Here is an 8,470-nt window from a genome sequence, read left to right as displayed (position 1 = left end):
CCATTAAGGTTCGGGGTAGCTCCCCATCAGAAACCGAATATACGTGAACTTGCTACATACATTTGATATTTATTATAAACGGCTTGCTATGCAAGAGGAGTCCATATACGTTCCTCAACATTTTAGCCAACAATTTTTTGCCCATTATTAGGGCGTTAGCACTCCAAGAACACGGGAGAAGTCCATTGAATTCATACATTGAAAATTACTGTGGTTTTTGGAGGAGTGAGTCTGGGAACCGCATGGAAATATCATTGAATCAAGATGAGACTGTTAGCGTAAATTTCTATCGAGCTGGTGAAAATATTCCTATGCTACGCCCGTGGTTAAATGACAGTCCTGCGGTAGGTATGCTAGGCACGCTTGATCCTGAGGGTGGCTCGTTAGATATTGCGCTTTCCGAAAAGGAGAATAGTTTTTGTCTAAATTTGTATTTTGACTTGAGTTATGGGTCATATCGAAGAGTTGAACCATCAATTATTCGATACGAAACGGAAGATTTTCTTGAGCAATACTATTGCTTTGTTGAACCTCTAGAGTCATATGAAAAATACTAACAAGTGCAGCCAGCGGACGCAAAAGTCGAGCCACTGCTGTTGGCGTTATCGATACATAAGCTAATCCGAAGTGCTGTTTGACGCTAGATACCTAATCTCCGTCCTGATGCATGAACTGCCTTCTAATAGAGTAGCAATCAACGGCTATAAGAGCTTAAACCCGCCCCACAAGTGAGCAGAAAATCTTGGCTAATATTGCCCTAAATTTGCTCCTGAATTTGCAAAGGCTTAATGTCCGCTTTTGGCTATCAGTTGACCTAAAGAACAAATGGTAACTACTTCCGTATGTGCACAAATTTGAACATTAACCTTATTCCGGTTTTTTGAGAGACAATGGCAATATGGTCGTTTGGAAGGCGTTGCTGGCTTTCCAATACTCGGAGACAGGGTCCCAACCCTGAAACACAGCGACGACATCGTACTCAGGGAATACCATGATCCGCTGTCCCCCAAGTCCATATCCTCCGAAAACAAATGCACCTCCGTTCTTCGGCTTAGGTATCGACCATTGATAGCCGTATTCAGTGAAGTCCTCGCTTACCTCGCTTGAGGGGTCAGCAATATAAGGTGTTACAGAACGGCGCACCCAGTCTTCGGATATTACTTGCTTGCCGTCCCAAAGCCCATTTCGCAAGTAAAGGTAACCAATCCGCGCCATGTCATGCCCTGTAAGGTAGAGCCCACCTTCAGTATCGGCTTCGCCATCGGGCGTAATTTTCCAATGAAACTCATCAATACCAATTGGGCCAAATAGCTTTTCCTTCGCCCAAGCATCGACGCGTTGACCGGTCGCTTCGTGCAGAATTTTGCCAAGGAGAACGCTCACGCCGTCATTGTATTTGAATACTTTGCCAGGCTCTTCATACATAGGTTGGTCAAGAATGAACTGGATCCATGTCTCGGAGTTTTCAAGCGCGTAAGTACTGTCGGTTTCAGATCCGAAACCATTGATGTCATTCCACGCGATACCGGTTCGCATGGTCAGAAGATCATGAATCGTAATTCGCTCTTTGCGCGGGTCAGATCTATCGAATACGTAGTCTTCAAAGAAGGACAATGCCAAGACATCGGTTCCTTCGATAAATCCCTCATCGATCGCGATACCGAATGCAGCGGAATTAATGCTCTTCGTAACTGACTGGACAGTATGCAGATCGGTACCCTGATAATAAGGATGCAGATTAGCATCGTCGTAATTGTAGATTGGATTTTTAAAGTTTGGCGTTAATAGCTCGTCTGGGGCAAGGTTCGCCGCCAGCAAGGCATAGTCCCGCTCGATCTTTTTTTCGGCGACGATGCGGCCGTGTCGTATGAGTAGAAAATAATCAACGCGGCCGTACTCTTCCGCAACCAGATCCTCGATAAACTGATTAATGGGCTCGGGATCGAATCCTTCCACTGCAAGGGTTGAGTATTCCCATTCTTCTTGCGGCCATGAAATATCTGAAACGTAATCGGAATGGCTAGCAGGGACTGCCTCGTCGTTTTGAGGGACTGCGCAAGCCAACATCAAAACCGCCAAGCCACCAACGGTCAACAAACGCATTGTTTTAGACGCGCTTTTCGAAAGGCATGTCGTCATTTTGCACTCCCTTTTTTTAAGAGTATTAATAATAATTGACAACCCTGCTCTGAGCAACAAGTTGTGTTATCTTCGAGTTTTTTGCTTATTAACTAGCTTGTAGTATAGGTCTATATCGAGTGAAATTGTGTTTCGCTTTAAAAAACTTGAGGGGCCAGAGCCGATGAAACGTCTGATTTTGACCTGAGAATGTTGATTAAAACAAAATTAGTCAACGGAGATGGGTCGCCTAATGGGGCTGTTGGCTAATTTTGGTTAAAGCGTAAAACTGCCTGTTAGCTGATGTTAGCTTTTGTTGAATTTTGCGTTATTGACTGACAAGAAAATTGTCTTAAGCGACGTTTTGATCTCGTTAATATTTACTTTAAATAGAAGCGAATATTTCAGCACAGTATTTTGAGAGGCGGCTAAGGTTTAGTCAGTGGGCATTGAGGTTAAGTACACTAAATTCCGCTTAGAGGTACTAAGATTCAAGTGTCGCTATAAATGTTTGTAAATGCTCTCTAACAGGAACTATTCAGTTTAACGGCTTGGATAATCTTGGCATACGATTAGTTAATATCTTTTTGACTGATACGTTCGCCAATAGCACGAACAATTCGCAGGTAATTTTCATTGTTTTCTGAATGACCATTGTTTGACCAGTTTGCCATGAAGACGATTACGGTTTGGTTGTTGTAATCAGCAAAAATATACTGGCCGAATGAACCCGAAGTGTATATCAAGTTGTCGTCTCGTAGCATCCAGACGTGATTTCTGTAATCCTCTACTTGTCCAAGCAACTCATAGGTTGGCCGTGGTGCAGTAATAGGTTCGTTAAGTGTTGATTGAAAATAACTTTCTGGGATTATTCTTCTGCCTTGATAACGACCTCTCTCTAGCATCATTTGCCCAAACCTAACGGCATCTCTTAGTGTTGATGCCATACCCCAACTAGCACCTGAATTGCCGTCATCATCAATTGCAATAGCACCATCATAGCGAGCTTGCAGGGGCTGCCAGAAGGTTTCCGCTATCAACTGAGCATATCGCTTACCTGTTACCTGCTCAGCAACCAAAGCCAACACCTGTGTATTCATATCATTATATAAAAATTGGGTGCCAGGAGCGAAAGTAGGCTTATGAAACTGTTGAATAAATGACAAAATAGAGCGGTGTTCAACACCTAACACTTTCGGCTTTAACCCCATATGAATTTCACTCATATAACCATAATCTCCGGCTTTGTGCCAACTGCCAAAATCAGGATACCCTATCTCCATATCAAGCAGATTTTGCAAGGTAGAACCTTTGAAAACACCGGCACCTAAATTAGGTAAATATTCGTTCACATTAGCTTCTAAATCTAATAGGCCATCTTCTACCAGTTTGTGTATCAACATACCAGTGAACGTTTTTGAGGAAGATTGTAAAACTTGAATATCGTGCTTTTGCATTCTTTGGTCGTAAGTTTCAAAAACTAACTTGCCATCATGCATTACAGCAAAGCCTTTCATTTGTATTGACTTTAGAAGCTCTAGTAACCCAAACTCTTTTTCCCTACCAACACTAACCTTCAGCGTCATGAGGTTAAAAGGGTCTTGTTTAATTTCTTTAAGCGCTGGGGCTTCAGGGTCAGAGTGAATGGTCGCCATCGTGACAAATTCTCGCGGATGATGACTCGCATAACGGCTATGAGGCCAATGCTGCCAATTGAGGAGGTTAATATCTTTGCGCTCAAAGGCAGTTTCAAATGGAAGGTCGACTATCACATCAAGCTTATGATTAATGCTATTTTCTTTTTTAACATTGGCGCTGGTTGGTGAAATGATAAATACACAGCTCAACAATATAACCATTTGTTGGTAGAAAGCATTTGAGCTGACTATCTTTTTTCGCTTTCTTAGCAGCGGTGTAATTTCACTCGACATTGAAGGTAAGCCTTATATTTTTATTTGACCATAAAACGTTGTGACATCTGAGTCAAATTTGTAGAGAAGTTATGGAGCACAAGACTCAATAGCCGGACTAGGGTAATATGAACTAAGTTCATGTAATGACTCCGTATTGTTAGGCTTTTTGCCACTCATTTTGGGTTCATGGCTCGATGACAGCTTCTAAGATACGTTTGATCGCTTCCTGTGAACTCATACTAGGTCCTTCAGCAAGGATATTCCAGCCGGTAAACACGATAACCAAATCCAGCTCAGGGATAACTATAGGATACTGACCACCAAAGCCAATGCCTGCGAACGCCCTACTTACTTGTCCCTTATATTCGTAGTTCAAGAGCCACCAACTGTAGCCATACTCGACACTACGATTATCTGTTATAGAGACAAATGGTGTTATCGACACATTGATCCACGTTCTAGGAACAATGCTTTTGTCTTCCCACATCCCTTGCTTCAAATACAGGTAGGCAATCTTAGCAATGTCACGACTCGAAACATAGAGGCCCTCTTGGGTCTCGGCGAGACCAAACGGTGTGCGCTTCCAATAAAAGTTGTCGATTCCAAGCGGGTTGAACAAATATCTAACAGCATATTCCTCGATATCCATACCCGTTGCTTTACTAAATAGGTGACCCAAAATCAGGGTAGCACCACTGTTGTACTGAAAAGACTTCCCAGGTTCTTTCGACATAGGCCTATCCATAGTGAATTTAACCCAGTCTGGAACCCCCTGCATGTTTGCGGCTGTGTTTCTGGGGTCGCTGTATGGATAATCTTCATTCCATTCTAAGCCTGTCGTCATAATGAGTAGGTGCCGTATGGTCATTTGACGCTTTTTGTCATCAACGTTATCCACTGAGCCCGACTCAAAGTACTTAAGAACTGGTGTATCAAGATCAGGGAAATCACCTCGTCCGACAGCAATACCTATAACCGTTGAAACAACGCTCTTGGTAACAGATTGCATCGTGTGTAGTTTTCCGTACTGAAGATAAGGATGCCACCATGAATTGAAGTAGTTATACGGCCCTGTCGGGTCGCGCACTACCAGGGTCCAGGTTTAGACAGTTAACTCATGTAATTAAAGTTTAATATGTTGTTTAAACATGGGTAAGTATTCATCTTCTCGGTGGCTAACTAATAAAATAGTACTGTGCTGTTGTGCCGACAATTCCATTAAAAAATCAAGCACTCTATGGCGATTTATTTCATCTAAACCTTGTGTTGGCTCATCTAATATTAATAAATAGGGTGACTTAACTAATGCTCTAGCAATTAAGCCCAATCGCTGTTCGCCATAGCTTAATTGTTGGAATGGAATGTCTTGAACATCCAATAATCCAACTTGGTTTAGCCATTGGCGTGCTAGTTCTATTTGATGTTTTTCTGGTTGTTTATATAACCCGATAGAATCATGAAAACCTGATAACACTACAGTAAGTAAGCTTCCATTTACTCTATATTGCCGATGCATTTCTGAGCTAACAATACCCATTTGTTCTTTTATTTGCCAAATACTTTCTCCTGAACCTCTTTTAAAGCCCAACACTTCAATATCGTTACTATAACACTGCGTACAGTCACCGGTGATTAACTGCATTAACGTCGATTTACCACTACCATTAGCACCCGTAATTAAAGTGTGTTGCAAGGGTTTAATACTAACATTCATGTTATCGAATATAACGTAGCCACTATATTGCACTTTGCCGTTATTAAGTTTTACTAAATATTGATGCTTATATTCAACCATTTTGTAAGGTGAAATAGGCCATTCTTTATTATCTTGAGGCGATGAAAAAAGTTTATCTAGCTGCTTTTTAGTTTCAACATCATTTAACTGCCCTATTGTATGAAATTGACCATCTTCAATTGAAGCAACTTGTTGACACCACTTAGGAATATCTTGTCTATTGCTTAACATCAATAAAACAGTAATACCTTTAGCACTAAGTTGTTCTAATGATTTAGATAATGTTAAGCAAGAGTCTTTATCAAGGCTATCGAAAGGGTTATCACATACTAAAAACTCAACACCTTCAAAGATTGCTTTCAAAATAAGTAGTTTTCGACCTTCGCCTGTACTTAACTGTCGATAACCACTATCAAGTCGGTGCGTTAAACCAAACTCAACAATCAACGGATCAGACCATTTATCTTTAGGTAAAAAGTCTCTCGCTATGGTACCAATGTCGTTTGAGTCTATAAAATCAGTCGCATCCATTTTTAATTCATGTTCATAAACAGCTTGCTGACTTTCAAAAGAAATCAAAGCGACTTTATCTGTGTCAGGTAAAATACACGTCTGTGCTGACTCTGCAACTAGCTCTCTTGTTAGAACTTGATCTAAATATTGTTTACCTGAGCCATTTCTTCCTAAAATACACCAACTTTGATTATCAATAATCTCCCAGTCATGAATACTTAACTTGTTGTGCTCAAAGTCGACGATCTTTAACATGGTGTACCCTTATAAATAATGCTGATGATGTTTATTGTTCAGGAGTAAAAAGCATGGGAAATAGATATACACACTTAAAGAACTGGTTACATTTATATTACAATAGAATGTATAGTTATTTTAAGCGCACTACCAATAAAAAACCCTTTGAACAACTAGGCACAAAGGATTTTTATTTATAGCCTGAACTTTGAATAATATGCATTTGGTAATGTTTTTCAGTAAAACAGGCTCATAAGGTACTTCCATACCTGACTCTGCAACATTTTCTGGATAGTCCAAACCTACAAAAATAAATTTATCAACACAAGCAATAGGTTGACCAATCCGAGTATCGTTAGCGGTGGTAGGTAGAGCGCTGAGATAAGGCAAAACGAAATGGATTAAGTATCTGCTCATTTTTAAAGGGTAAAATAATAAACGCCGGTATTGTAAAATTTATAAGTAGAATAACTATTTATAGATTTTACACCTTGTATTTATTCATTTTTCCTCATAAAAAAGTAGGTCACTTAATTAGTCAAATTGGTATAATATAAAGGATGTATTTTTAGAAAAGCTATTATATAGCTAACAATAAAAGAGATTATTTTTTGAAGAGCAACGAATTTACTCATATTAATGCTGACGGCGATGCCCATATGGTTGACGTTACTGAAAAAAAAGTTACTGAGCGTACTGCTATAGCTCAAGCCTACATTGAAATGTCAGCACAAACGCTAGCAATGATTGTTGAAGGTAAACACCACAAAGGTGATGTTTTTGCTACGGCAAGAATTGCCGGTATTATGGCGGCAAAAAAAACCAGTGAACTTATCCCACTTTGCCACCCTTTGATGTTAACTAAAATTGAAGTTGATATAGTTGCCGAGCCTCAACATAATCGCGTTAAAATTACCGCGCTATGTAAATTATCAGGTAAAACTGGCGTAGAAATGGAAGCATTAACGGCAGCTTCAACTGCAGCCCTGACCATTTACGACATGTGTAAAGCCGTACAAAAAGATATGATAATTACCAACATCCATTTATGTGAAAAACAAGGTGGAAAGTCTGGCAGCTATTTTCACAATGAAGTGACTAAATAAAGGAGCGATGATGATAAAGGTATTATTTTTTGCTCGCCTTCGCGAACAATTGTCAACCGATAGCATGCAAGTACCCGCAAGCGAAAACATGACCACAGAAGATATTCGTCAGCAACTCGCTAAAACGAATGATTTATGGGCTAAAGTTATGGCTGCAGATAGTTTACTTGTTGCTGTTAATCAGCAGATCACTGACTGGTCACACAAAATTAATAAAGGTGATGAAGTTGCTTTTTTCCCTCCGGTGACTGGCGGCTAATATGATTTACGTACAACAAAATGATTTTGTGGTTGCTGATGAGTATCAAAAACTCGCCACTGACAACCAAGACGGTGCCATAGTCACTTTTGTCGGAAAAGTAAGAGACTTTAACGAAGGGCTTGGTGTTCAAGGCTTATCTTTAGAGCACTACCCAGGCATGACAGAAAAAGTGTTACAGAACCTAGAAACTGAAGCTCGCGAGCATTGGCCGCTTAATAAAATAACCATTATTCATCGCGTTGGCGATTTAAAGCTTGGTGAACAAATTGTTTTTATTGGTGTAACTAGCCAACATCGTAAGGCGGCATTTGCTGCTTGCGAATTTCTTATCGACTTTCTAAAAACCAAAGCACCATTTTGGAAAAAAGAACTTACCTCACAAGGTAGCAAATGGCTAGAAGCCAAAGCTAGCGACAATGAGGTTTCTCAACAATGGTCAAAAAAACTTACCAACGACCAAGCCAACTAAACATATTGAGATATTCATGCTAAAAATCGGACGTTATCAACATTTTAAAGGTAACTTTTACCAAGTGCTTCATCTAGCAACACACAGTGAAACCGAAGAAACTATGGTGGTATATCA

9 protein-coding genes are annotated in these 8,470 nt (G+C 40.2%); 5 read left to right on the top strand and 4 right to left on the bottom strand.

The genetic code is table 11. The features are described 5' to 3' along the window. The first annotated feature begins 242 nt into the window (after positions 1–242). The gene (locus H4J50_RS17695; protein ID WP_182257531.1) at positions 243–557 is read left to right on the top strand and encodes a hypothetical protein; all 315 of its coding nucleotides are present in this window, start codon (positions 243–245) and stop codon (positions 555–557) included. Positions 558–867: 310 nt separating this feature from the next. Here H4J50_RS17695 and H4J50_RS17690 read toward each other — a convergent pair whose 3' ends face one another. The 4 genes from H4J50_RS17690 to H4J50_RS17675 all read right to left on the bottom strand — a co-directional run bounded on the left by H4J50_RS17690 (position 868) and on the right by H4J50_RS17675 (position 6,534). Further along, entirely contained in the window at positions 868–2,139 is a 1,272-nt protein-coding gene (locus tag H4J50_RS17690; RefSeq protein WP_182257530.1) for a serine hydrolase, read from the bottom strand. A gap of 551 nt (positions 2,140–2,690) precedes the next feature. After that, the gene (locus H4J50_RS17685) at positions 2,691–4,049 is read right to left on the bottom strand and encodes a serine hydrolase (RefSeq protein WP_182257529.1); all 1,359 of its coding nucleotides are present in this window, start codon (positions 4,047–4,049) and stop codon (positions 2,691–2,693) included. 166 nt (positions 4,050–4,215) lie between these two features. Continuing rightward, a complete protein-coding gene (locus H4J50_RS17680; RefSeq protein ID WP_182257528.1) occupies positions 4,216–5,040 on the bottom strand; it encodes a serine hydrolase in 825 nt (274 codons plus the stop codon). 114 nt (positions 5,041–5,154) lie between these two features. Beyond that, positions 5,155–6,534, bottom strand: coding sequence for an ATP-binding cassette domain-containing protein (locus H4J50_RS17675; RefSeq protein WP_182257527.1), 1,380 nt, complete (start codon positions 6,532–6,534; stop codon positions 5,155–5,157). Between the two features lie 593 nt (positions 6,535–7,127). On the opposite strand from H4J50_RS17675, the gene moaC reads away from it, so the two are divergent. From moaC to H4J50_RS17655, 4 genes are all read left to right on the top strand, one after another. Beyond that, on the top strand, positions 7,128–7,622 hold the full coding sequence (gene moaC, locus H4J50_RS17670; RefSeq protein WP_259366291.1) for a cyclic pyranopterin monophosphate synthase MoaC: 495 nt from the start codon (positions 7,128–7,130) through the stop codon (positions 7,620–7,622). 10 nt (positions 7,623–7,632) lie between these two features. Next, the gene (gene moaD / locus H4J50_RS17665; RefSeq protein ID WP_182257526.1) at positions 7,633–7,881 is read left to right on the top strand and encodes a molybdopterin synthase sulfur carrier subunit; all 249 of its coding nucleotides are present in this window, start codon (positions 7,633–7,635) and stop codon (positions 7,879–7,881) included. Between the two features lies 1 nt (position 7,882). After that, positions 7,883–8,353, top strand: coding sequence for a molybdopterin synthase catalytic subunit MoaE (gene moaE / locus H4J50_RS17660; RefSeq protein WP_182257525.1), 471 nt, complete (start codon positions 7,883–7,885; stop codon positions 8,351–8,353). Between the two features lie 16 nt (positions 8,354–8,369). Beyond that, positions 8,370–8,470: DUF1653 domain-containing protein (locus H4J50_RS17655; RefSeq protein ID WP_182257524.1), on the top strand; the 101-nt coding region annotated here is incomplete at its 3' end.

Origin of the sequence: Colwellia sp. 6M3 (assembly GCF_014077595.1) — a bacterium.
Lineage (GTDB): Bacteria > Pseudomonadota > Gammaproteobacteria > Enterobacterales > Alteromonadaceae > Cognaticolwellia.
Note: the sequence above shows the minus strand (reverse complement) of the source record. Positions and strands in the feature narration are given on the sequence as shown.

What these genes read in the sequence shown, in the direction of transcription:
- H4J50_RS17695 (WP_182257531.1), top strand. Translation starts at nt 243, where the DNA reads ATGGAAATATCATTGAATCAAGATGAGACTGTTAGCGTAAATTTCTAT.
- H4J50_RS17690 (WP_182257530.1), bottom strand. Translation starts at nt 2,139, where the DNA reads ATGACGACATGCCTTTCGAAAAGCGCGTCTAAAACAATGCGTTTGTTG.
- H4J50_RS17685 (WP_182257529.1), bottom strand. Translation starts at nt 4,049, where the DNA reads ATGTCGAGTGAAATTACACCGCTGCTAAGAAAGCGAAAAAAGATAGTC.
- H4J50_RS17680 (WP_182257528.1), bottom strand. Translation starts at nt 5,040, where the DNA reads ATGCAATCTGTTACCAAGAGCGTTGTTTCAACGGTTATAGGTATTGCT.
- H4J50_RS17675 (WP_182257527.1), bottom strand. Translation starts at nt 6,534, where the DNA reads ATGTTAAAGATCGTCGACTTTGAGCACAACAAGTTAAGTATTCATGAC.
- moaD (WP_182257526.1), top strand. Translation starts at nt 7,633, where the DNA reads ATGATAAAGGTATTATTTTTTGCTCGCCTTCGCGAACAATTGTCAACC.
- moaE (WP_182257525.1), top strand. Translation starts at nt 7,883, where the DNA reads ATGATTTACGTACAACAAAATGATTTTGTGGTTGCTGATGAGTATCAA.